The 23,195-nt window shown below is 64.3% G+C and carries 21 protein-coding genes; 14 read left to right on the top strand and 7 right to left on the bottom strand.

Features of this window, described 5'->3' with window-relative positions; all coding sequences use genetic code 11:
- Positions 1–363: 363 nt before the first annotated feature.
- Positions 364–1,647 carry a sensor domain-containing phosphodiesterase gene (locus BSY238_RS01575; protein ID WP_069037608.1) on the bottom strand — a complete coding sequence of 428 codons (1,284 nt, stop codon included), beginning with the start codon at positions 1,645–1,647 and terminating at the stop codon, positions 364–366.
- Between the two features lie 200 nt (positions 1,648–1,847).
- Between BSY238_RS01575 and BSY238_RS01570 the strand changes: the two genes are divergently transcribed.
- The 4 genes from BSY238_RS01570 to BSY238_RS01555 all read left to right on the top strand — a co-directional run bounded on the left by BSY238_RS01570 (position 1,848) and on the right by BSY238_RS01555 (position 6,135).
- Positions 1,848–2,786: an AEC family transporter gene (locus BSY238_RS01570; protein ID WP_069040372.1), complete on the top strand. Its 939-nt coding sequence runs from the start codon at positions 1,848–1,850 to the stop codon at positions 2,784–2,786.
- A 109-nt stretch (positions 2,787–2,895) separates the two neighbouring features.
- Positions 2,896–4,083, top strand: a complete 1,188-nt coding sequence (locus tag BSY238_RS01565; protein ID WP_069037607.1) for an FAD-binding domain-containing protein — start codon at positions 2,896–2,898, stop codon at positions 4,081–4,083.
- A gap of 38 nt (positions 4,084–4,121) precedes the next feature.
- Positions 4,122–4,577 carry a DUF3429 domain-containing protein gene (locus tag BSY238_RS01560; RefSeq protein ID WP_069037606.1) on the top strand — a complete coding sequence of 152 codons (456 nt, stop codon included), beginning with the start codon at positions 4,122–4,124 and terminating at the stop codon, positions 4,575–4,577.
- A gap of 7 nt (positions 4,578–4,584) precedes the next feature.
- On the top strand, positions 4,585–6,135 hold the full coding sequence (locus BSY238_RS01555; protein ID WP_069037605.1) for a cryptochrome/deoxyribodipyrimidine photo-lyase family protein: 1,551 nt from the start codon (positions 4,585–4,587) through the stop codon (positions 6,133–6,135).
- Positions 6,136–6,154: 19 nt separating this feature from the next.
- On the opposite strand, the gene BSY238_RS01550 is transcribed toward BSY238_RS01555, so the two are convergent.
- The 6 genes from BSY238_RS01550 to BSY238_RS01525 all read right to left on the bottom strand — a co-directional run bounded on the left by BSY238_RS01550 (position 6,155) and on the right by BSY238_RS01525 (position 11,527).
- Entirely contained in the window at positions 6,155–7,333 is a 1,179-nt protein-coding gene (locus BSY238_RS01550) for a trans-sulfuration enzyme family protein (protein ID WP_069037604.1), read from the bottom strand.
- A gap of 79 nt (positions 7,334–7,412) precedes the next feature.
- Complete coding sequence (locus tag BSY238_RS01545) at positions 7,413–7,868, bottom strand: DUF2846 domain-containing protein (protein WP_223300225.1); 456 nt, start codon at positions 7,866–7,868, stop codon at positions 7,413–7,415.
- 21 nt (positions 7,869–7,889) lie between these two features.
- Positions 7,890–8,372, bottom strand: a complete 483-nt coding sequence (locus BSY238_RS01540; RefSeq protein ID WP_069037602.1) for a hypothetical protein — start codon at positions 8,370–8,372, stop codon at positions 7,890–7,892.
- A gap of 197 nt (positions 8,373–8,569) precedes the next feature.
- Complete coding sequence (locus tag BSY238_RS01535) at positions 8,570–9,463, bottom strand: FHA domain-containing protein (RefSeq protein ID WP_069037601.1); 894 nt, start codon at positions 9,461–9,463, stop codon at positions 8,570–8,572.
- 6 nt (positions 9,464–9,469) lie between these two features.
- The gene (locus BSY238_RS01530; RefSeq protein ID WP_069037600.1) at positions 9,470–10,465 is read right to left on the bottom strand and encodes an HpcH/HpaI aldolase/citrate lyase family protein; all 996 of its coding nucleotides are present in this window, start codon (positions 10,463–10,465) and stop codon (positions 9,470–9,472) included.
- Between the two features lie 69 nt (positions 10,466–10,534).
- Positions 10,535–11,527: a malate dehydrogenase gene (locus BSY238_RS01525; protein WP_069037599.1), complete on the bottom strand. Its 993-nt coding sequence runs from the start codon at positions 11,525–11,527 to the stop codon at positions 10,535–10,537.
- 221 nt (positions 11,528–11,748) lie between these two features.
- Between BSY238_RS01525 and BSY238_RS01520 the strand changes: the two genes are divergently transcribed.
- The 10 genes from BSY238_RS01520 (at position 11,749) to lpdA (ending at position 23,187) form a co-directional block, all read left to right on the top strand.
- A complete protein-coding gene (locus BSY238_RS01520; RefSeq protein WP_069037598.1) occupies positions 11,749–12,477 on the top strand; it encodes a GntR family transcriptional regulator in 729 nt (242 codons plus the stop codon).
- Positions 12,478–12,533: 56 nt separating this feature from the next.
- Positions 12,534–12,920 (top strand): succinate dehydrogenase, cytochrome b556 subunit, encoded by a 387-nt coding sequence (sdhC, locus tag BSY238_RS01515; RefSeq protein ID WP_069037597.1) that lies wholly within the window; start codon positions 12,534–12,536, stop codon positions 12,918–12,920.
- Positions 12,914–13,261: a succinate dehydrogenase, hydrophobic membrane anchor protein gene (gene sdhD / locus BSY238_RS01510; RefSeq protein ID WP_069037596.1), complete on the top strand. Its 348-nt coding sequence runs from the start codon at positions 12,914–12,916 to the stop codon at positions 13,259–13,261. The genes sdhC and sdhD overlap by 7 nt, the downstream gene beginning before the upstream one ends.
- Entirely contained in the window at positions 13,262–15,049 is a 1,788-nt protein-coding gene (sdhA, locus tag BSY238_RS01505; RefSeq protein WP_069037595.1) for a succinate dehydrogenase flavoprotein subunit, read from the top strand.
- A gap of 10 nt (positions 15,050–15,059) precedes the next feature.
- Positions 15,060–15,770 carry a succinate dehydrogenase iron-sulfur subunit gene (locus BSY238_RS01500; RefSeq protein WP_069037594.1) on the top strand — a complete coding sequence of 237 codons (711 nt, stop codon included), beginning with the start codon at positions 15,060–15,062 and terminating at the stop codon, positions 15,768–15,770.
- Between the two features lie 2 nt (positions 15,771–15,772).
- Entirely contained in the window at positions 15,773–16,027 is a 255-nt protein-coding gene (locus tag BSY238_RS01495) for an FAD assembly factor SdhE (protein WP_069037593.1), read from the top strand.
- A gap of 51 nt (positions 16,028–16,078) precedes the next feature.
- Entirely contained in the window at positions 16,079–17,359 is a 1,281-nt protein-coding gene (gltA, locus tag BSY238_RS01490) for a citrate synthase (RefSeq protein ID WP_069037592.1), read from the top strand.
- 189 nt (positions 17,360–17,548) lie between these two features.
- The gene (locus BSY238_RS01485; protein ID WP_069037591.1) at positions 17,549–20,368 is read left to right on the top strand and encodes a 2-oxoglutarate dehydrogenase E1 component; all 2,820 of its coding nucleotides are present in this window, start codon (positions 17,549–17,551) and stop codon (positions 20,366–20,368) included.
- Between the two features lie 28 nt (positions 20,369–20,396).
- Positions 20,397–21,659 carry a 2-oxoglutarate dehydrogenase complex dihydrolipoyllysine-residue succinyltransferase gene (odhB, locus tag BSY238_RS01480; protein WP_069037590.1) on the top strand — a complete coding sequence of 421 codons (1,263 nt, stop codon included), beginning with the start codon at positions 20,397–20,399 and terminating at the stop codon, positions 21,657–21,659.
- A gap of 91 nt (positions 21,660–21,750) precedes the next feature.
- A complete protein-coding gene (gene lpdA / locus BSY238_RS01475) occupies positions 21,751–23,187 on the top strand; it encodes a dihydrolipoyl dehydrogenase (protein WP_069040371.1) in 1,437 nt (478 codons plus the stop codon).
- Positions 23,188–23,195: the final 8 nt, after the last annotated feature.

Genomic DNA, 23,195 nt, shown 5'->3' with positions numbered 1-23,195 from the left:
GCCCGTCACCGGCAGCGCGATCGCGTGGGCAGCGGCACATTGCGCAGCGCACTGTGCATCATTCGGACAGTCGTCTGTCGGGGCGACCTCGGTGTGGCAATCGTGGTCGGACATGGCGTCATTCATGGCCGCATCGATCTGCAGGTGCACGGACATCGCAGGATCGGCGAGTGCGCAGCGAACCTGACAGTGCAGCGCGAACGCCTGCAGCGGCATGGCGCCGACCAGGAGCAGCACACAGCTCCGCAGCCAGGGTCGCAACAGGTTGGAGAACGCATTCATCGGCGCGAAATCAGCACGGCAACGATGATGAAGACAGACCGTGCGTGCAACGGTTCAACCGTGCCGTGGCATCTCGGTGTGTCAGACCACCTGCGGCCAGTGCACATCGCCGCACAGCACGCGCAGTTCGTCGTCCCAGTCGCGGTAGGCGACCGATACGGTGACGCACAGCACGCCGGACGAAATCGACAGATAGGGTCGGGTGACCTGCACCTTGCCCAGATTGTCGACCGCGCGCCTGAAATAGGGCCGGCGCGACCAGCGGGCGTGGCGGTTGATCGACAGCGCGCGGTACTGGCTTTCTTCGGGTCCGGCGGAATTGGCCGGACGCACATTGCGCCCGACCTGACGACCCTGGTCGTCGAGCAGGAAGCAGCAGTCGGCGCGTTCGAGTTGCAGGAAGGCGTGGCAGGCCTCGCTCATCGGCACACCTTCCTCGAGCAGCACGGCGCAGCCGCCCATGGCGTGGATATAGGGGCCGATCAATTCGCGGTAACGCTGGGCTCCGTTGCCGCGTGTGGTGTTGAATCGGTCCCACAGCGCATTGATCACCGGACTCACTTCGCGCGTATCGACCGGCGCGGCGGCCGGCATCGCGAAATAGAAACCCTGCACGAAATCGATGTCCGAATCGAACGCGGCCAGGGCCTGTGCTTCGGTCTCGACACCTTCGAGCAGCACCAGCGAACCGGCTTCGTGGATAAGGCTGACGATCTGCGGCAGCAGACGACGGGCCGACGGGTCTTCCACCGACTTGATCGCGAATGATCGGTCGAGCTTGACGATTTCCGGCTGCAGCGACCAGATGCGGTCGAAGTTCGAATGGCCGGCGCCGAAGTCGTCGAGCGCAATCATGCAACCCATTTCACGCAGGTACTCGACCGTACGGGCGAAGCCGGCGTGTTCCGATACCGCCTGTTCCATGACTTCGACGACGATGCGGCGTGCGTCGATGTCCGGGTGTTCGCACAGCTCGGGCAGAAAGTCGGACAGGTCGCTGTCCGGGCCACGCCGGAACACCTCCGGATGGATGTTCAGGAAAAGCCAGCCGCCATGCGTGTTGTGCGCCTCATGGTTGTTCACGTGCAGGTAGCGGCACAACTGATCGAGATAGCGCAGGTCATCGTAGCCCGAGGTGGTGGCGAGTACGCGTCCCGGTGCGACCGGGTTGAGATCGGCGTCGGCCGCGCGCAGCAGGCCTTCGTGACCGATGGCGCGACAGTGCGACAGGCTGAAGATGGGCTGGAAGTGACTGGTCAGCTTCAACCCCTTGTACCGCGCCGACACGCCATTGGCGCTGTGGACGATGTCGGCACCGCAGGGCGTTTCGGCCTCCGCTACCGCTGCTAACGTTGCTTGGGCCATGAAGGGCGCTCGAATGGAGAAGTTAAGTGGTGCTAACGGCAGTGCAGCCTGCACTCTTGAATACGTGTCTCCGTGATGGCATCGGCGCCCGCTGCTATCCTGCGCGTCGTTCATCCTTCGCAGTCGCCGCCCGCTTCCGTGTTCGAACTCCCCCGTCGTTCGCGTTCCACATGCTGCCCGGACTGCCGTGTGGCGCATCCATGAATCCGGCCCTGCAACAGATCCTGCTGGCGGCGCCGCTGTTCGCGCTGGTATTCGTCGGCTACGCCATCATGAAATGGGGTGGCTGGAACAAGGCCGGCGCCGATGCGCTGGCGAAATTCGTGTTCTCCATCGCACTGCCGGCCATGCTGTTCCGCCTGATGAGCGGCTTTGCCGGCCTGCCGCCGGTTGATGCGCGCCTGCTGATCGCCTTTTTCGGTGCCTGCCTGATCGTGTTCGTGATCGGCCGCCTCGTGTCGGCGCGTTTGTTCGGTCTGGACGGCGTGTCGCAGTCGCTGTTCGCGCTGGGGGGCGTGTTTTCCAACAATGTGCTGCTCGGTCTGCCGCTGACGCATACCTTGCTCGGCGAGTCGGCCATGCCGTCGGCGGCACTGGTAGTGGTGTTCAACGCCCTGATCCTGTGGACGCTGGTCACCGTATCCGTGGAGTGGGCGCGCCATGGCGCGCTGACGCTGGCCGGATTCGGCAAGACCGCACGCGGCGTGCTCACGAACCCGCTGGTGGCCGCGATTCTCGCCGGTACGATTTTCGGTCTGAGCGGACTGACGCTGCCCGAGCTGATCGATCAGCCACTGAAACTGCTGGCCGACGCCGCGCTGCCGCTGTCGCTGATTGCGCTCGGCATGGGGCTGGCCGAATTCGGTGTGCGTTCGCACTGGCGGCAGAGCGCGTCGATCAGCGCGCTCAAGCTGGGCCTCCACCCTCTGATCGTCTGGGCACTGGCCGTGGCGCTGGGCCTGCCCGAAACCGAAACACGCACCGTCGTGCTGCTCGCCTCGCTGTCGGTCGGTGCCAATGTCTATCTTATGTCGCGCCAGTTCCAGGTCATGCAGGGCCCGGTGGCGGGCAGCCTGCTGATGTCGACCGCACTGGCCGCCGTGACGACGCCGCTGATGCTCGCGCTGGTCAGCCGGTAGTCCCCCGCGTCAGCCGGGTCCGGTTGTCTTGGCCTTGCCCTGCGACAGCGGGATTTTTTGCCGTTTCCTCGGGTCTGTGTCATCAGCAGACACTGGTGAATGATCCGACATGACAGACCTGTTTTCCGACCCGCACTTTGCCGACGCCACCGGCGGCGTGGCCGATTTTCCGGCGACCGTCGCCGCGGCACTGGCGCGCATCGATGCCATCCAGCCCCTGACATACGCCCGCACGCGCAACCACATCGATGGCGCCGTGAGCCGCGTGTCGCCCTACCTGACGCACGGCTTCGTCGATGTACCGCAGGTGATCGAGCGCCTGTCGCAGCGCTGCGCGCTGGCGCCGGAAGACAAGATCGTGTTCGAACTGGCTTGGCGCGAGTATTTCCATCACCTGTGGCGGCACTGGGGCGACGATATTTTCGAGTCGCGCCGGCCGCCGCCGGCCGCGCACTACGCGCCGGCGATGCCGCAGGATGTCGTCGAAGGACGCACCGGTGTGCCGGTGATCGATCAGGCGGTACGCACGCTGTACCGCACCGGCTATCTGCACAACCATGCCCGGATGTGGCTGGCCAGTTATGTCGTGCATCTGCGCAAGACCGACTGGCGCGCCGGGGCGATGTGGATGTATCGCCATCTGCTTGATGGCGATCTCGCGTCCAACACACTGTCCTGGCAGTGGGTGGCCGGCACGCTGACCGGCAAGCCCTATCTGTTCAATGCGGAGAACGTCGAACGCTATGCACCGCAGTGGACCAGTCGCGATACGGTGCTCGATGCCGGATACGACGCGCTCGATCAGCTTGCCCGTCACGGCGGCGATTGCGGTCCGCACAGCCTGCGTGCCGGAGCGATCGGCGAGCCGCCGGTCGGTGCCGTTCTGGACCCCGACAACTGGTCGATGCCACAGGACGATGAAGTGTGGCTGATGCATCCGTGGTCGCTCGGCTGTCCGCCGCAGGGGCGGGTGATCGGCTGGATCGAGCCATCGTTCCACGAGCGCTTCGCGTGGAACGAGGCGCGCTGGCAGTTCGTGCTGACCCGCATGCGGGAGGCCTGCGACGGCATCGTCGTCGGCGATGCGAAGGCCCTGCATCGGCAGCTCGGCGGCGTGCGGCTGATGACAATGCAGACGCACAACCCGGGTTATCGGGAGGCGATCGCCGAGGCAGGCATGCTGGCCGAACCGGTGGCGCGGCAGTTCGACGATCCGCCGCGCGCCATGCCGTCATTCACGCGCTTCTGGCAAAGTGTGGCGCCGAAGGCCGAGGTGGGCCGGCCCTGGCACCGCTGACGCCTGAGCTTGAAGTTCCCCGATCCCGCCGGAGCATCATGAATACGGTTCTGAGTCCGCTGGCGCGCGCGCCGGCCCGTGTGCTCGGTCTGGCCGGGCTGATCCCGTTCGTCGGCCTGACGGTCGCGATGTATGTCGACGCCGCGCCACGCGGCTGGGTGGCGCTGGCGCAACTGGCCTATGCGGCCACCATCGTCAGCTTCATCGGTGCGCTGCACTGGGGGCTGGCGATGCGCGACGCCACGCTCGACCGCGCCGCACTGTGGCAGGCGCTCGGCTGGGGCGTGCTGCCGTCGCTGCTGGCCTGGCTGGCGCTGCTTGCGCCGCTCGGCACCGGGTTCTGGCTGCTGTGCGCTGCCGTACCCGCCTGCTGGTGGATGGACGCGCGGCTCGCGCGCACGCTGACGCTCGAACCCTGGTACCTGCAATTGCGCACGCTGCTCAGCGTCATCGTCACGATCTGCCTCGCTGCGTCGGCGCTGGCGCTGCCCTGAACCGGCGATGCAGGTCGTCTGGTTCAAGCGCGACCTGCGCATCACCGATCACGCGCCGCTGCGCGCTGCGGCGCTGGCGGGCCCGGTGCTCGCCCTGTACATCTATGAGGATGAACTGCTGGGCGCACCCGATGCAGACGCCCGCCATCTTGGTTTTCTGAACGAAGCACTCGATGACCTCGACGCGGGGCTCCATGGGATCGGTCTGCGTCTGCTGCGGCTGCGCGGCGCGCTGCCCGAGGTATTCGATGCGCTGCATCGCCGGCAGCGCATCGACATCCTGTGGAGCCACGAAGAAACCGGCAATGCGTCAAGCTTTGCCAGGGACCGCGCGGTGGCTGCGTGGTGCCGTGAGCAGGGTGTTCCGTGGCGCGAGTTTCCGAATGGTGCGGTGGTCCGGCGCCTGCGCGATCGCGACGATTGGTCGGCGCACTGGATGTCGGTCATGCGCCCGGCACCGGCCGGTCCACCGCCGCGCATCACGCCGGCGAGGCTGGCCGGCATCATGAGTGTGGTGCCACCGGATGCTGCGGCCCTGGGTCTTCCGTCGCGCGATATCGAAGGTCGGCAGCGCGCGGGCAGGGCGTCTGCGCTGCATGAACTCGATCGCTTTCTCGATGAACGCGTGCTGCGCTACCGGAGAGGCATGTCCAGCCCGCTGTCGGCCGGTGACGACTGCTCGCGCCTGTCGCCGCATCTGGCACTGGGCATCGTGTCGCTGCGCGAGGCGGTGCACGCGGTGTGGCGTGCGCGTTCCAGTTGGCTGGCGCATGCACACGTTCCGCAGGGCGCCGCGGCGCTGGCCGGGCTGAAATCGTTCGAAAGCCGGCTGCACTGGCACTGTCACTTCATGCAGAAGCTGGAATCCGAGCCGGGCATCGAATTCCGCCCGGTGAATCGTCTGTACGAAGGGCTGCGCGAGGCGGACTTTTCGGCGGCCCGCCACGCTGCCTGGTGCCGCGGCGAAACCGGCTATCCCTTCATCGACGCCTGCATGCGCTCGCTCCATGCCACCGGCTGGATCAATTTCCGCATGCGCGCCATGCTGATCGCGTTTTCGTCCTATCAGCTGTGGAACCACTGGCGCGAGCCGGCACTGCATCTGGCGCGTCTGTTCACCGACTACGAGCCGGGCATCCACTACCCGCAGGTGCAGATGCAGTCCGGCGTGACCGGCATCAACACCCTGCGCATCTACAACCCGGTCAAGCAGCAGATCGATCAGGACCCGAAAGGCATTTTCGTTCGCCGCTGGCTGCCCGAACTGGCGCGCGTGCCGCTCGAATTGCTGGCCGAACCGTGGCGCATGACGCCGGACGAGCAGATGCGGGCCGGTTGCCTGATCGGTCGCGACTATCCGGCGCCGGTGGTCGAGCACCTCGCTGCCGCCCGCGCGGCGCGCGATGCGGTGTGGGCGGTTCGCCGCCTGCCGGAGGCGGCTGCCGAAGCACGCCGCGTATTCGTGCAGCACGGCAGCCGCAACCCCGACCGAGAAGGTGTGAAGCGCCGTCGCAAGGCGAAGGCCGATGACGGTGGGCAGATGGGCTTCGGGTTCTAGGGCGAGTCACGCAACCGCACTAGGCGTCGCCCAGTGCCTGCTGAAGATCCGCGATCAGGTCATCGGCGTCTTCGATGCCGATGGACAGCCGGAGCATCGCGTCCGGAATGCCGCGCCGCGCGCGCGCGTCCGGCGTGAGGCCGTGATGGGTGGTGGTGCAGGGCTGGGTGACCAGGCTTTCGACACCGCCCAGGCTCGGCGCCAGCCTGATCAGGCGCAGCCGGTCGGCGACGCGGGTGGCGTCTGTGCCATCGCCGCGCACGACGATGCTCAGCATGCCGCCGAAGCCATCCATCTGCGCTTTTGCGAGCGCGTGGCCCGGCGCATCAGGCAGGCCCGGGTAATGCACGCGCGCGATCTTCGGGTGACGAGCCATCGCCTCGGCCACCGCCTGCGCATTGGCATTGTGCTGACGCACACGCACGACCAGCGTGCGCAGGCTGCGCGACAGCAACGCGGCGGTTTCCGGTGACGGCACGGTGCCGAGATTCTTGCGCCAGGCCCACACCGGTTCGAGCAGCGCCTTGCTGCCCATCAGGACGCCGGCGGTGAGATCGCTGTGACCGCCCAGATATTTGGTCGCGCTGTGCATTACGAGGTCCGCGCCCAGTTCCAGCGGACGCTGGTTCACCGGCGAGGCGAAGGTGTTGTCGATGGCGACCAGCGCGCCGTGCGCATGCGCCTTGCCGACCGTGGCGCGGATATCGACGATGTCCAGCGTCGGATTGGTCGGCGTTTCGAAGAACACCAGCTTCACGCCGTCGGCCAGCAGGGCGTCCAGCTTGTCCGATTCGTTGCCGAGGAGGCAATGCGTGCGCAGTCCGAGGCCGGGCAGCTGCTGCTCCAGCAGTTCCAGCGTGCCGCCATAGGCGTCACCGACGCAGACGATGCCGTCGCGGCCGTGTGTCAGGAACAGCGCGCTCAGCGCCGCCATGCCGGACGAAAACACCCACGCCGCCTCGGCCGATTCGAGGCCGGCGAGCGTCTCTTCCAGCGCCTGGATGGTCGGGTTCAGTCCGTACCGCGTGTATAGCCCGCCGCGCGTGCGGCCGTCGATCACGTCGAGCAGATCGGCGGTCGAGTCGAAGCCGAAGGTGGTCGTGTTGTAGATCGGCGGATACGGGCTGCCGTAGGCGTCGTCGGCGGTATGGCCGTGGATTGCGCGGGTGGCGAGACGGATATTGCTGTCGCTGGACATGGACGGGCGGTACGTGCGAAGTGATCTCCGAAGAATACGCCGCCCATGCCGGGGGCGACGCCCCCGGGATTTCGCCGTATCAGAACTCGGGCTGAACGCCGTTCGCCAGTTTCGACTCGAGCACGCCCTTGCGACCGTCTTCCTCGGTGGCCATGTGCAGACGGGTGCGTGCGTACAGCACGCCCATCTTCACTTCCTGCCAGACGTAGTAGAGCTTGCCTGCGACGGTATCGATCGAGAGGACATCCGTATTCTCGGCAATCGAGGTCACCGTGTGCTTGCCGGGCGGCACTTCGACAAAAAAGTAGGTCTTCGACGCTGTCTGGCCGATGTGCTTGCCATCGACCTGCAGATCCATTTTCACAGCCGCACCCATGCTCTCGTTGCGATAGATGTAGATGCCGGCCTTTTCCGCTCGCGGCGGCGCGAAGGTTTTCAGCGTGGTGTCGCGGGTCGCGTCACCCATCGGAACCGAGGCGCATGCGCCCAGTACGAGCGTCAGGACGAGTGCAGTCAGTGTGTAAAGTCTGTTCACCGGGTATTCCTTCATGTTGTTTCAGTAGCGTGCAGAGCCACTCGTGGCGGTCTGCTCTGCCGCGGCCTGGGTGTCCGGATTCTTCTCGTCGCGGCGATCAACCGTCACTGACTCACCCATGCGCACCGGAAGGTCGCTCGGGTAGTTGTACCCGGTGCCCTTGTTGTGGTCGATGATGGCGCCGATGCCGCCACCGAGGACGATGTTGCCCCACATGCCGCCGGCCGAGCGCGAGATCGCCCGCAGAAAACCGGGGCTCATGCCGTCCTTGCTGCATTCGACATTGAGGTCTTCCGCCGAGCGGCGAATCATGACGTTGCCAGGCGCAGTGGCAGCCCAGCTGCCCCTGTCGTTTTTCAGCGTGCACCGGGTCTGATCGACCGTGTCGCCGCTCGGCGTGCGCGTGCTGAGTGTGACGGTCTGCATTTCGCTGGACGTGATCGTGGCGCAGCCGCCAAGCAGCGATGTGCCCAGAAGCAGCAGCAATGGGAGGGAGGTGTTCAAAGGCGGATCCTCATGACGAAGTGCCCCGCCGGTTGATGAATGCTACTTTAGTTATATGCGAAACGAATTGAATGTTGCGGGGCGCGCGAACTATAGACGACGAATCCCTTCGTCATTGTCGAATGACAAAAATTCACGATCTTGCCCGCGCTGCGCGCCGCATGAGAGTGAGGAGGAGCGTGCGGGAAGGGGCCTCTTCAGCCGAGGCAGAAGAACTCGACCACGTCGCTCGCGGCGCTGCGTGGCGAGCCGAAAGCCAGCCAGCCGTGGCCGTCGATGACGACTTCTTCGCGGGTCAGCGCGAATTCCTGCCGGCCTTCGATGGTGACGAAGGTGCCGTTGCTCGAGCGGTCGGTCAGCACGAAACGGTCGCGCCGGAATTCGAGGTCGCAGTGCTGGCGCGACGCGCGGGCGTCCTTGATGCCGATGTCGACATCGGTGTCGCGCCCCATGCGCAGGCGCGGCTGTTCATCGCCGAGCAGCCAGACGCGACCGCCGTGATAGACGCGCATTTCGACCCGGCCGCTGCTCATCGTCAGGCCGCCGATCTGCGTGACGTGGTCGGAATGTTCGCAGCGCATTTCGCACAGTTCGACCGAGCGCGCGACACCCTTGACGACGCGCGGCGGCAGCGGGCGGATCTTCGGCTGCCAGTGTTCGCTCAGCCTCACGGCGGCTTCGGTCGACACGATGGCGCGGCCATGGCTGGCCAGCTCCGACAGCCGCGCTGCGATGTTCACCGACTCGCCGAAGATGTCGTTGCCCGATTCGACCACCGGGCCGAAGTGGAAGCCGGTGCGCACGCCGAGTGAAAAGTGCTTGGCCAGCGGCAGACCATCGATGTCGCGGTGGATGGCCAGCGTCGTTTCAGCCGCGTGGTCGCAGGCGCGGAAAACCGCCAGCAGGCCATCGCCGGTCATCTTTATGACGGTGCCCGAACTGCCGATCACCGAATCGCACATGGTGCGCAGACAGCGGTCGATCAGCGCGAACGCCGCCGTGTCACCCATGCGTTCGTAAAGCTGCGTGCTGCCGACCAGATCGGCAAACAGCACGGCACATTCACGGGTACGGGGCGGGCTGGTCGGCATGTCGGATCAGAAAAAACGTTGTCGCACTGCATCCGGCAGGGCCATGCCGGTGGCGTGGGCACGCGCCAGCAATTCCCAGTAGTAACGGTAGGACGCGCGGTCGTGCAGCGTGTCGCGATGGCGTGTCGGACCCCAGCTTGCGTCCTGCGCCGCGCACAGGATGGCGATCGCGTCTTCGACTTCGCTGAAATCCGGTCGCATGGCGCTCAGGATAGGCTCGATCTGGTTCGGATGGATGCTCCACATGCGCATGAAGCCGAAATCGTGGCGCGCCCGTTCGGCGTCGTGCCGGATGTGTTCGATGTCGCGGATTTCGGTGGTGACGTTGTGCGTCGGCACCACCCCGCAGCCATGCGCTGCGGCGGCGATCTCGCACTTGGCGCGCACGATGATCGGGTGCTCGAACTGCTTCGGGCTTTTCATCGCGTCGCCCGGCAGCGCGCCGTGATGGGCGCTGACGAAATCCATCAGCCCGAGATCGAGCGATTCGACCCGATCGAGGCGCGCGATGTCCCACACCTCGCGCAGCGCGCCGTGGCTTTCGATCAGCACGTGCACCGGAATGTCGCGCTTCACCCCGGCCAGCGTTTCGCAGGTGCGCAGCCAGTCGAGCTGCGTGCGCACGTCGTCGGCGGAGCGTGCCTTGGGCAGCGTGATGAAGGCCAGCCGGTCGCCGGCTTCGCCGACCAGCACATCCATGTCGGCCTTCCACTGCGCGTGCGTGACGTCGTGGATGCGCACGCCGATACGCCCGTACAGGTTGTCGGCATCATTGATGATGGCCGCACACAGCAGGCGGTGTGCATCCTCGTTGCCGGCAGCGGCACCGTCCTCGCAGTCGCAGGTGAGGTCGAACACCGGGCCGCGTTCGCCCTGCAGCGCGAGCGCCTTGCGCATCAGCTTTTCCGAGCCGGCGTAGTGGTCGACGGCCGGCAGGATGGGGAAGGCCCGCTCGCCCTGATAGAGGACGTCGCGTGGATGAACCGGCGCGGCTGGAGTCATGCGGGAGGCCCGGGCAATAAAAAAGCGGCCACGTTACCGGGCCGCTTCTTCTGTTTCAAGCCTGACGGATCAGAGCAGGTCGGCGACGCCGGCGCGCTCCTCTTCCAGTTCGGCCAGCGTCTTGGCCACATAGGGCTTCGAGAACTCGTCGATTTCCAGGCCCTTGACGATGCTGTACTCGCCGTTGGCGCAGATGCACGGGAAGCCGAAGATCAGGCCTTCCGGAATGCCGTACGAACCATCCGACGGCACGCCCATGGTCACCCAGTCACCGTCCGAACCCAGATGCCAGTTGCGCATGTGGTCGATGGCGGCATTGGCGGCCGAAGCGGCCGACGACAGGCCGCGCGCCTCGATGATGGCGGCACCGCGCTTGCCGACGGTCGGCAGGAAGGTCTTGGCGTTCCACTCCTGGTCGTTCACCAGTTGGGCCACGCTGTCGCCGTTCGACGTCGCGAAACGATAGTCGGCGTACATCGTCGGGCTGTGGTTGCCCCACACGGCCATCTTGCGGAACGACGCCACCGGACGGTTCAGCTTGGTCGCCAGTTGCGACAGCGCACGGTTGTGGTCCAGGCGCAGCATGGCGGTGAAATTCTTTGCCGGTACGCGGCCACCGGCCTTGGCAGCCGTCTTCAGCGCGATGTAGGCGTTGGTGTTGCAGGGGTTGCCGACGACCAGGATCTTGCAGGTCGGGGCGGCGTGCGCGCCGATCGCGGCACCTTGCACGGTGAAGATCTTGGCGTTTTCGGTCAGCAGGTCCTTGCGTTCCATGCCGGGGCCGCGCGGGCGTGCTCCGACGAGCAGCGCGAAATCGGCATCCTTGAATGCGACGTTCGGGTCGTCGGTGGCGACCATGCCGGCGAGCAGCGGAAACGCGCAGTCGTCCAGTTCCATCATCACGCCGGTGAGCGCCTTCTGGGCCTGCGGCAGGTCGAGCAGTTGAAGGATGACCGGCTGGTCCTTGCCGAGCATTTCACCGCTGGCGATACGGAACAGCAGGGCATAGCCGATTTGACCGGCGGCGCCGGTCACCGCGACGCGGAGGGGCGTCTTTGACATGTGAGTCTCCTGGATGAGGATGGGAGTGGTGCGTAAAAGTGCGTTGTGCGCGGCAGGATTATGGCCGACCTGCGGTGTTTTGACACACAGCACAAATCAGACGTGCCGGAGCGGAACACGCCGGGTTCCCGGGCGCCTGTCAGCGCGGGAACAATTTATATCATATATAAGACATGAGACACCTTGTAGACGTGATGGGATTTCTGTGCTGAAATTGTTGCATGGCACAGGAATCCCCAACGTTCAGTCCGCTGTATCGCCAGATACGCGTGCTGCTGACCCAGGCGCTGCAGAGCGGCGAATGGCGTCCGGGTGAGTCGATCCCGAGCGAAACCGAACTGGCGCAGCGCTTCAGCGTGAGTCAGGGCACGGTGCGCAAGGCCATCGACGAGATGGCGGCCGACAACCTGCTGGTGCGCAAACAGGGCAAGGGCACCTTTGTTGCGACGCATCACGATCCGCGTGCCTTCTTCCGTTTTCTCCGTCTTGCCCCGATCAACGGTGGCATCGAAACGTCGCAGAGCGTGCCGCTCGAATGCTGGCGCGCCCGCGCGGGTCAGGAAGTGGCCCGTACGCTCGACGTCGAGGTAGGCTCACAGATCATCATCGTGCGTCGTTTGCTCAAGTTCGCCGGCAAGCCGGTCGTGATAGACGAAATCTATCTGCGCGGAGACCTGTTTCCCGGGCTCAACCTCGATGTGCTCAAGGAACACCAGGGCTCTCTCTACTCCTTCTTCGAAACGCGCTTCGGCGTGCGCATGGTGCGCGCCGAAGAACGCCTGCGCGCCGTGCCGGCGGATCGCCAGAGCGCCGAATACCTCGAAGTGCAGGAAAACACGCCGCTGCTGTCGGTCGAGCGCGTGGCCTACACCTACGATGACGAACCGGTCGAATGGCGGCGTGGCCTGTGCTCCACCGCCGACCACTACTACCTGAACACCCTGAGTTAGCAGACCCGGCGCAATTCCGTTTCCTGCCACACGATCATTCTAGGAGAGCGAGCCAGATGGCCAATACAGCCAGCAAGACCCGACCGAAACACCTGCAGCTGACCGCGATACGGCTGCCGATCCCGGGCATCGTGTCCATCCTGCACCGGGTCAGCGGTGCCGGACTGTTCCTCTGTCTGCCGCTGCTGCTGTGGTTGTTCGCCGCCAGTCTCGGCTCGCCGGAAACCTTCGATACCTTCAGCGCAGTGGTGGGCCACCCGCTTGTAAAGCTCCTGCTGCTGGGCCTGATGTGGGCCTATCTGCACCATTTCTGCGCCGGCATCCGTTTCCTGCTGCTTGACATGCACCAGGGACTGGAACTGGCTGCCGCACGCAAAAGTTCTGTTGCAGTGCTGGTCGTGAGCTTGACGCTTACCGTGATTCTGGGGGTGAAACTGTGGTGACTCGGGTTGTTGTCGGTGCCCATTACGGGCTGAAGGACTGGCTGGGCCAGCGCATCACTGCGGTCGTGATGGCGGTTTACACATTGATGTTCGCCGTTGGCGTGCTTTTCATGGGCGAATTGAACTACGACAACTGGCGTGGTCTGTTCGCGGGTGGGTTCATGCGTTTCGCGACCTTCCTGTTCTTTGCGTCACTGATGTATCACGCCTGGGTCGGCGTGCGCGACATCTACATGGACTACATCAAGCCCACCAGCGTGCGCCTCGTGCTGCATGCGGTGACCCTGCTGTTGCTGATCGGCTATCTGGGCTGGGCAGCGCAAGTTTTGTGGAGACTGTAAGTGAGCACACCCATTCGCAAGTTTGACGCAGTGATCGTTGGCGCCGGCGGAGCCGGCCTGCGCGCCGCGATCCAGTTGTCGGAAGCCGGTCTTCGCACGGCGGTCCTGTCAAAGGTGTTTCCGACCCGTTCCCATACGGTGGCGGCGCAAGGCGGCGTGGCCGCCTCGCTCGGCAATTCCGAGGAAGACCATTGGCACTGGCACATGTATGACACGATCAAGGGGTCCGACTGGCTCGGCGATCAGGATGCGATCGAATTCATGTGCCGCAAGGCCAACGAAGTCGTCATCGAACTGGAACACTACGGCATGCCGTTCGACCGGACGGACAGCGGCAAGATCTATCAGCGCCCGTTCGGCGGGCACATGTCGAACTTCGGCGAAAAGCCGGTGCGCCGCTCCTGTGCGGCCGCCGACCGTACCGGTCACGCGATGCTGCATGCGATGTATCAGCGCAACGTCAAGGCCAACACCCAGTTCTTCATCGAATGGATGGCGCTCGACCTGATCCGCGACGAAGCAGGTGACGTGGTCGGCGTGACCGCGATGGAAATGGAATCCGGCGAGGTCTACATCTTTCACGCCAAGGCGGTGCTGTTCGCCACGGGCGGTGCCGGCCGCATCTACTACAGCTCGACCAATGCCTTCATCAACACCGGCGACGGTGCAGGCATGGCGGCACGCGCCGGCATTCCGCTGGAAGACATGGAGTTCTGGCAGTTCCACCCGACCGGTGTGGCCGGCGCGGGCGTGCTGATCACCGAAGGCGTGCGCGGCGAAGGCGGCATCCTGCGCAACTCCGATGGCGAGCGCTTCATGGAGCGTTACGCGCCGAACGCCAAGGATCTGGCGTCGCGTGACGTGGTGTCACGCGCCATGGTGACCGAAATCAACGAAGGTCGCGGCTGTGGTCCGAACAAGGACCACGTGATGCTGGACATCACCCACCTCGATCCGGCCACCATCATGAAGCGCCTGCCGGGCATCCGCGAAATCGGCATCCAGTTTGCCGGCGTAGACGCGATCAAGGAGCCGCTGCCGGTGGTACCGACCTGTCACTACCAGATGGGCGGCATCCCGACCAATTACCACGGCGAAGTCGTCGTGCCGAAGAACGGCAACCCGAGTGAGCCGGTACCCGGTTTCTACGCGGCCGGCGAGTGCGCCTGCGCGTCGGTGCATGGCGCGAATCGCCTCGGCACGAATTCGCTGCTCGATCTGCTGGTGTTCGGAAAGTCGTCCGGCGAGTCGATGGTCGAGTTCATCAAGTCGCAACCGGCGGCGCACAAGCCGCTGCCGGCCAACGCGGCCGACTACTCGCTGTCGCGCCTGAACCGGCTCGAAACGCAAACCGGCGGCACCGCCGTCGGTGCGACCCGGCTGGCGATGCAGCGCACGATGCAGGCCCACTGCGGCGTGTTCCGCTTCAAGCACATGCTGGAAGAAGGTGTCAGCAAGATCACCGAGATCGAACAGCAGGTGGCCAACACCGAAATCAAGGACAAGTCCAAGGTATTCAATACCGCGCGTCTTGAAGCGCTCGAACTGGACAACCTAATCGAGGTCGCCAAGGCGACCATGGTGTCGGCCAATGCGCGTACCGAATCGCGCGGTGCCCACGTGCGTGACGACGCGATCGACAGCCCGGAGTTTCCGGACGGCCGCGACGACGCCAACTGGCTCAAGCACACGCTGTGGTATCGCGAAGGCAACAAGCTCGACTACAAGCCGGTGAACATGACGCCGCTGACCGTTGACACCATCGCGCTGAAGAAGCGCGCTTACTGAGGATCACAGCATGACCGCCCGTACTGTCGAATTCAGTATCTACCGCTACGACCCGGACCGCGACGAGAAGCCCTACATGCAGTCGATCTCGCTCGAGCTCGACGGCACCGAACGCAAGCTGCTCGACGCGCTGACCAAACTCAAGGATGTGGATGACACGCTGTCGTTCCGTCGCTCTTGCCGCGAAGGCGTGTGTGGCTCGGATGCCATGAACATCAACGGCAAGAACGGTCTGGCCTGTCTGACCGACATGGATTCGATCGCCACGCCCATCGTGCTGCGTCCGCTGCCGGGCCTGCCGGTGGTGCGCGACCTGATCGTCGACATGACCCAGTTCTTCAAGCAGTACCACTCGATCAAGCCCTACCTGATCAACCCGGAGCACCCGCCCGAGCGCGAGCGCCTGCAGTCGCCGGAAGATCGCGAGGAACTGAACGGCCTTTACGAGTGCATCCTGTGCGCATGCTGCTCGACCTCCTGCCCGTCCTTCTGGTGGAATCCGGACAAGTTCGTCGGCCCGGCCGGTCTGCTTGCCGCCTACCGCTTCATCGCCGACACGCGCGACCAGGCGACCAGCGAACGGCTCGACAACCTTGAAGATCCGTACCGACTGTTCCGTTGCCATACCATCATGAATTGCGTCGATGTATGCCCGAAGGGATTGAACCCGACGCGCGCCATCGGCAAGATCAAGGACATGATGGTCCGCCGGGCCGTCTGAGCATGGACAGCGCGAACGATCAGCAGGTCAGCCCCGGTCGGCTGCTCTGGCATTGCCGACGTGGCTTGCTCGAGCTCGACCTGATCCTGCAGCGCTTCATCGAGCATCATCTTGAAAGCTTGACCAAAGACCAGAGGGCAGAGTTGTTCGAACTGCTCCATTACGACGACATCACCTTGTTGGCGATTGTCAGCGGACGCGAGCAGTGCGAGGAGACGCGTCTGAAGGGGATGGTTGACCTGTTGCGTGCAGCGTGAGAGCGCAACGGAGTCGATCCGGGCCATTTTGAGGAAGTGAAGAGGTTAGACATGACAAATCAACGCACTGCTACGCTGACCATCGAAGGTCAGACCACCGAGTTCCCGATCATGAGCGGCGTCGCTGGCGCTGATGTGGTGGATATCCGTTCGATGTATGCCAAGACCGGCATGTTCACCTATGACACCGGTTACCTCTCCACCGCAAGTTGCAAGTCGACCATCACCTACATCGACGGCGACAAGGGCGAGCTGTGGTATCGCGGCTACCCGATCGAACAGCTGGCCGAGCACTGCGACTTCCTCGACGTGTGTTACCTGCTGAAGAACAGCGAACTGCCCAACGTCGAAGAAAAGGCCGAATACGTCAGCCAGATCAAGCGTCACACACTGCTGCACGAACAACTGGCGCGCTTCTACGCCGGCTTCCGCCGCGATGCCCACCCGATGGCCATCATGGCCGGTGTGGTCGGCGCGCTGTCCGCCTTCTACCATGACGGCATGGACATTTCCGATCAGGCGCATCGCGACATTTCGATCAATCGCCTGATCGCCAAGATGCCGACGATCGCCGCCATGGCGTACAAGTACTCGGTCGGCCAGCCCTTCATGTACCCGCGCAACGACCTGTGCTACGCCGGCAACTTCATGTACATGATGTTCGGCACGCCGTGCGAGGAGTACAAGCCGAATCCGGTGCTGGTCAAGGCGCTGGACCGCATCTTCACGCTGCACGCCGACCACGAGCAGAACGCCTCGACCTCGACCGTGCGTCTGGCCGGCTCGTCGGGCGCCAACCCGTATGCAGTGATCGCGGCAGGCATCGCCTGCCTGTGGGGTCCGGCGCATGGCGGGGCGAACGAAGCCTGCCTGCAGATGCTGGAAGAAATCGGTGACGTGTCGCGTGTGCCCGAATTCATTGCACGCGCCAAGGACAAGAACGACAGCTTCAAGCTGATGGGCTTCGGACACCGCGTCTACAAGAACTTCGATCCGCGCGCCAAGCTGATGCGCCAGACCTGCCACGAAGTGCTGACCGAACTCGGCCTGCAGAACGACCGCCTGTTCAAGCTGGCGATGGAACTGGAACGCATCGCGCTGGAAGACGAGTACTTCATCGAGAAGAAACTGTACCCGAACGTCGACTTCTACTCGGGCATCGTGCAGAAGGCGCTCGGCATTCCGACCTCGATGTTCACCTGCATCTTCGCGCTGGCCCGTACGGTCGGCTGGATCACGCAGTGGAACGAAATGATCACCGATCCGGAATACAAGATCGGTCGTCCGCGCCAGCTCTACGTCGGCCCGGCACGACGCGACATCAAGCCCTGATCGGGGGTAGCAGCGAAACACACCCTGCGGTCATGCGGAGACCGCAGGGTGAACATAAACAACCGCATGCAGCAGGCCTTCTCGACGTCCACGAGACGCGAGGGTACGGAGCACGACAGGTGCACCGCGATCCGACCGCGTGGGCATCGCCATAACAAGCCCGGGCAACCCCGGGCGGGGGAGCGAGTCATGATGCAGATGTTGAGTCATTCCTACCTCTTCGGGGGCAATGCGCCCTTTGTCGAGGAATTGTACGAGTCCTATCTCGCCAATCCGGGTTCCGTTCCGGATGCCTGGCGCAGCTACTTCGAATCCCTTCAGCACCTGCCAGGCGCCGCCGCCGATGTGGCGCATGCGCCGGTCGTGGCGTCGTTTGCCGAACTGGCCAAGCGCGGTCCGACCCGCTCCGCCGGCCCGGCCGCCGACGACAAGCGTCAGGTCGGCGTGCTGCAGATGATCAATGCCTACCGCTTCCTCGGTAATCGCTGGGCGCAGCTCGATCCGCTCAAGCGCGCCGAACGGCCCGATATTTCCGAACTGGAGCCGTCGCACTACGGCTTCACCGAAGCCGATCTGGGCGACGTATTCAGCACCGGTTCGTTCCGCTTCCCGCCGGATGACCGCGCCAGCCTGCGAGAGATACTGGAAGCGGTGCGTCAGGTGTATTGCGGCAGCGTCGGTGCCGAATACATGTACATGACGGACATCGCTCACAAACGCTGGATCCAGGCGCGGCTGGAGCCGATGCGCGGCAACTACGGCTACTCGGTCGAAGACCGCAAGCGCTTCCTGGAACGCGTGACGGCCGCCGAAACGATGGAACGCTACCTGCATACCAAGTATGTGGGCCAGAAGCGCTTCTCGCTCGAAGGCGGCGAATCGACCATCGTCGCCATGGACGAACTGGTGCGTGTGGCAGCCGCGCAGGGCGCACAGGAAATCGTCATCGGCATGGCGCACCGCGGCCGGCTGAACGTGCTGGTGAATACGCTGGGCAAGGCGCCGTCGATGCTGTTCTCGGAATTCGAGGGCAAGGCGGCGTCCGACCTGTCGGCCGGCGACGTCAAGTACCACATGGGTTTCTCGTCCGATGTGAATACGCCGTCCGGCCCTGTGCACCTGACGCTGGCATTCAACCCTTCGCACCTGGAAATCGTCAATCCGGTGGTGGTCGGTTCGGTGTATGCCCGCCAGCGCCGCCGCGGCGACAAGAGCGGCACCCAGGTCATTCCGGTCATCCTGCACGGCGATGCGGCCGTGGCCGGCCAGGGTGTCAATCAGGAAATGCTGAACTTCTCGCAGACGCGCGGCTACGGCGTCGGCGGCACGGTGCACATCATCGTGAACAACCAGATCGGCTTCACCACCTCCGATCCGCGTGACTACCGTTCGTCGCTGTACTGCACCGACATCTTCAAGATGGTCGAAGCACCGATTTTCCACGTCAATGGCGACGACCCGGAGGCAGTGGCCTACGTGACGCGCATGGCGATGGAATTCCGCGCCGAATTCAAGAAGGATGTCGTGATCGACATCATCTGCTACCGCAAGCTCGGCCACAACGAGCAGGACGAGCCGATGGTGACCCAGCCGCTGATGTACAAGAAGATTGCGGCACACCCGGGTACGCGCAAGATCTACGCCGACCGTCTCATTTCGCAGGCGGTGATCGGCGAGCAGGAGCCGGAGCAGATGATCGCCGACTACCGTGCCGCGCTCGACGAAGGCCGGCTGGCGCAGGACCCGGTGCTGACCAATCATCAGCGCCGCTTCGCGGTGGACTGGACGCCGTTCCTGAAGCAGCCCTACACCGACGAGTGCGACACGCGCGTGCCGAAGGATGAGCTGGCACGCCTCGGCAAGCGCCTGACGACGGTACCTGACGGCTTCGCGCTGCATTCGCGGGTGCAGAAGATCATCGATGACCGCGCTGCCATGGCGCAGGGCACCCAGCCGGTCGACTGGGGCATGGGTGAGAACCTCGCCTACGCGACCCTGCTGGTCGAAGGCTACGGCGTGCGCGTGTCCGGCGAAGACGTCGGCCGCGGCACCTTCTTCCACCGCCATGCCGTGCTGCACGACCAGAGGCGCGAGAAGTGGGACAGCGGCAACTACATGCCGCTGCAGCACCTGCAGGAAGACCAGGCGCCGTGCGTGGTGATCGATTCGGTGCTGTCGGAAGAAGCCGTGCTGGCCTTCGACTATGGCTATGCCACGACCGAACCGAACGAACTGGTGGTGTGGGAAGCGCAGTTCGGCGACTTCGCCAACGGTGCGCAGGTCGTGTTCGACCAGTTCATCGCCTCGGGCGAAGCGAAATGGGGTCGTCTGTGCGGGCTCGCGATGATGCTGCCGCACGGCTTCGAAGGTCAGGGCCCGGAGCATTCGTCGGCGCGCATCGAGCGCTACATGCAGTTGTCGGCCGAGAACAACTGGCAGGTGACGATTCCGAGCACGCCGGCGCAGATTTTCCACCTGCTGCGCCGCCAGATGCTGCGCAAGGTGCGCAAGCCGCTGGTCATCATCACGCCGAAGTCGCTGCTGCGTCACAAGGACGCCGTGTCGTCGCTCGACGAACTGGCCAACGGCCGCTTCCAGCCGGTCATTCCGGAAGTCGATGCGCTGGACGACAAGAAGGTCGAACGCATCATCATGTGCAGCGGCAAGATCTACTACGAACTTCTGGCGCACCGTCGTGCGAACGACATCAAGAACGTCGCCATCGTACGGCTTGAACAGCCCTATCCCTTCCCGTCGGCAGAGGTGAGCGCGCAGGTTGCACGCTATCCGAAGGCGAAGGGCATCACCTGGGTGCAGGAAGAGCCGCGCAATCAGGGCATGTGGTACTGGCTCATTTCGCGTCAGCACCTGGGCAAGGCAGTGGGAGACATGAAGCTGGAACTGGTATCACGGCCTGCGGCAGCCTCGCCGGCGGTCGGCTATGCCGCCAAGCACCAGGCTCAGCAGAAGGCGGTCATCGAAGCAGCGTTCGCAGGAGTGGGGCGCTGAGACGCCCCCGACAGGGAGACAGGATCAAATGCTTATCGAAGTGAAGGTTCCGCAGCTGTCCGAATCGGTGGCCGAAGCCACATTGGTCAGCTGGCACAAACAGGTGGGCGAAGCGGTCGCCCGTGACGAAAACCTGATCGACATCGAAACCGACAAGGTGGTGCTGGAAACCCCCGCGCCGGAGGCTGGCGTGCTGGTTGCCATCATCAAGCAGAACGGCGCCCTGGTGACCAGCGGCGAGCTGATCGCGCAGATCGACACCGAAGGCAAGGCTGCCGCGGCGGCACCGGCAGCAGCGGCAGCGCCTGCCGCTGCACCTGCTGCCGCTGCGGTGGCAAGCGCCAGCGCGTCCTCGTCGGCGCCGGCCAGTCCGGCAGCGCGCAAGATCATGGACGAACGCGGCCTGGCGGGTGGTGATGTGCAGGGCACCGGTCGCGGTGGCCGCATCACCAAGCCGGATGCCGTCGGTGCCGCAGCACCCGCACCGGCCGCCGCGCCCGCCGCGCCACGTGCCGCTGCCGCGCCGGCACCGGCTGTCGCGGCACTGCCGCAGCCGCCGGTTCCGGTCCGGCTCGACGAGCTGCTGGCCGACCGGCCGCAGCAGCGCGTGCCGATGTCGCGCCTGCGCGCCCGCGTCGCCGAGCGCCTGCTGCAGTCGCAGGCGCAGAACGCCATCCTGACCACGTTCAACGAAGTGAACATGCAGCCGGTCATGGACCTGCGCAAGAAGTACGCCGAGAAGTTCGAGAAGACGCACGGCGTCAAGCTCGGCTTCATGTCGTTCTTCGTGAAGGCGGCGCTGCAGGCGCTGCGCAAGTTCCCGCTGCTGAACGCCTCGATCGACGGCAACGACATCGTCTATCACGGTTTCTTCGACATCGGCATCGCCGTCGGCAGCCCGCGCGGTCTGGTCGTGCCCATCCTGCGCGACGCCGACCAGATGAGCTTCGCCGACATCGAAATGAAGATCGCCGAATTCGGCCAGAAGGCGAAGGACGGCAAGCTGTCGATGGAAGAACTGACCGGCGGCACCTTCTCGATCTCGAATGGTGGCGTGTTCGGCTCGATGCTGTCGACGCCCATCATCAACCCGCCGCAGTCGGCCATCCTGGGCGTGCATGCGACCAAGGACCGGCCGGTCGCAGAAAACGGCCAGGTGGTGATCCGTCCGATCAACTATCTCGCCATGTCCTACGACCACCGCATCATCGACGGTCGCGAGGCGGTGCTCGGTCTGGTGACGATGAAGGAAGCGCTGGAAGATCCGGCGCGCCTGCTGTTTGACGTCTGAACCTGATTCAAGTCGAAAGATGCAGGATGCAAGTGGAGATCCCTCCCTTGCATCCTGATGCTTGAATCTGTTTTTTGTGGAGCAAATCTGGATGTCCAAGGAATTTGATGTCGTCGTGATCGGTGCCGGTCCCGGCGGATATGTCGCAGCGATTCGTGCCGCCCAGCTCGGCCTGAATGCCGCCTGCATCGAGTACAACAGTTACGCCGACCCGAAAGGCGAGGTGCGTCTCGGCGGCACCTGCCTGAACGTGGGCTGCATTCCGTCCAAGGCGCTGCTGCAGTCGTCGGAGCTGTTCGAGCAGGCCAATCACAGCTTCGTGATGCATGGCATTTCCGTCGATTCGCCGCGCATGGACGTCGGCGTGATGATGAAGCGCAAGAACAACATCGTCGATCAGCTGACCAGCGGCATCCGCGGCCTGTTCAAGAAGAACAAGGTGACGCTGCTGAGCGGTCTGGGCAGTTTCGCCGGCCGCGAGGATGAAAAGTGGAAGATCGCCGTGACGCGCAATGGCGAGACCGAACACGTGCTGGCAAAGCACGTCGTCGTGGCGACCGGCTCGCGTGCCCGCCATCTGCCGGACATTCCGGTCGACAACGAGGTGATCTGCGACAACGAAGGTGCGTTGGCGTTTGACGGTGCGCCGAAGCGTCTGGGCGTCATCGGCGCCGGCGTGATCGGGTTGGAACTGGGCAGCGTGTGGAAGCGTCTCGGCGCCGAAGTGACCATCCTCGAAGCAGCACCGGACTTTCTCTCGGCAGCCGACGCGGCCATCACCAAGGAAGCCTGGAAAACCTTCACCGCGAAGCAGAAACTCGGCATCAAGCTGGGCGTGAAGATCGGCAAGGTCGAACGCACGGCCGATGGCGTGCGCGTCGAGTACGAACTGAAGGACGAGCAGAAGGTGCTCGAATGCGACCGCCTGATCGTGTCGGTCGGCCGCATTCCGAATACCGACGGCCTGAACGCCGACGCGGTCGGTCTGAAGGTGAGCGACCGCGGGTTCATCGAGGTCGATGAACAGTGCCGGACCAACCTCGCCAACGTGTGGGCGGTCGGTGACGTCGTGCCGGGCCCGATGCTGGCGCACAAGGGCATGGAAGAGGGGGTCATGGTGGCCGAATGCATCGCTGGCCAGAAAGGTCATGTCAATCACGACACGGTGCCCTGGGTCATCTACACCCATCCGGAAATCGCCTGGGTCGGCAAGACCGAGGCGCAGCTCAAGGCGGCCGGCATCGAATTCAAGGCGGGCCAGATTCCGTTCGCCGCGAATGGCCGCGCGCTGGGACAGGGTGACACCACCGGCTTCGTGCGCATGTACGCCTGCGCCGAAACCGATCGCATCCTCGGTGTGCACGTGATCGGCAACAACGCTTCGGAGCTGATCGCCGAGGCGGTCGTGGCGATGGAATTCGGTGCCTGCTCGGAAGACATCGCCCGCATCTGCCATGCCCACCCCACGCTGTCGGAGGTCATGCACGAAGCTGCGCTGGCCTGCGACAAGCGACCTTTGCACTTCTGACACCGGGC

The sequence above is a fragment of the Methyloversatilis sp. RAC08 genome, from assembly GCF_001713355.1.
Classification (GTDB): domain Bacteria; phylum Pseudomonadota; class Gammaproteobacteria; order Burkholderiales; family Rhodocyclaceae; genus Methyloversatilis.
Note: the sequence above shows the minus strand (reverse complement) of the source record. Positions and strands in the feature narration are given on the sequence as shown.